We start from the raw sequence: 1,046 nt of genomic DNA, 5'->3' as shown, positions 1-1,046 counted from the left end.
CGGTGGCGAAGATATTTGGCGGGTCACTGCCTGAGAAAATAGCTCGATGCCTGGTTAATTTTAATTAAATAAAGCCCCCCGCTGATATTCAGACGGGGGCTTTGTTTTTTGTGGTACGATTAGGATGAAAAACGGGCAAGCACATCCCTTTTAGCTCACCACCGATATTATGCTCGGACAAACAATTTTTGGGGACTACGAAATCACGGAACACCTGAAAGATACTAATTATTGTCATATTTATTTCGCTAAAGATAGGAGAAACTTAAGAAGGATTTGCGCGTGGTTAAACGCCTCAAGCAGCCACCGTCCCCTCCCTTGACTTTTGAGCAGGCACAAGATGGCTTGAAGGCGGAAGCTCACATTCTAGACGACTTAAAACCCACATTCCGCAGATGTGATTCATGTTACTGGTATTTTTGAAAAATCACAGCCATCAAACTTTTTTAGTCTAACTTTTTTAACTTTAGTGTCAACTTTTTGTGAAAATTAGTAGACAATATCTCAAGTTGAATCCCAGCTTTTTTTCGTAATAATAACTTGCTCAAGTTATTAGACAATACACTCCAATAAATCCATCGGTTTTTCGACCAATATAATAATTATATTGGCTAACAATTTATTTTTCTCAACAAGTATCTCAATTTGAATACGTCAAATCCTCCTGATTAAATAATCAGATAATATTGACGACAGACTGTCCCTAAACAAGAGAGAATTTTTCGATGTTCTACCGTTAAATTGCTCACTTGCTTGTGTCCATTGACCGTGATCAAATGTACTGCCTGAAATACCTGAAATATCCAGCGCATGGTCGGTTTATTTGTTAATTTCTTCACCTGATTCTTGACCCAAACTCCTGATGATTCCAATTCTTGTCTGAGCTTTCTTTGTGCTAGGGTATAGACCAACAAACACAGTGGCGTTGCTGAGTTAGAGTATGAATAGGAGGAATAATTTATGCAACGCAAGCGAATGTAAATCAACCCATATCCGTAAAAATGGCAAGAAAAAAGGAAAACAGAACCACATTTGCGTGCAATGCG

The 1,046-nt window shown here is 38.5% G+C and carries 1 pseudogene; it reads right to left on the bottom strand.

Annotation, left to right across the window (positions count from 1 at the left end):
* Positions 1–668 precede the first annotated feature (668 nt).
* Positions 669–1,046: pseudogene (locus tag K4039_RS26680) on the bottom strand (hypothetical protein); the annotation flags it as partial.

Source organism: Lyngbya sp. CCAP 1446/10, from assembly GCF_026130175.1.
Taxonomy (GTDB): domain Bacteria; phylum Cyanobacteriota; class Cyanobacteriia; order Cyanobacteriales; family Microcoleaceae; genus Microcoleus.
This window is presented reverse-complemented; position numbering and strand designations above follow the sequence as displayed.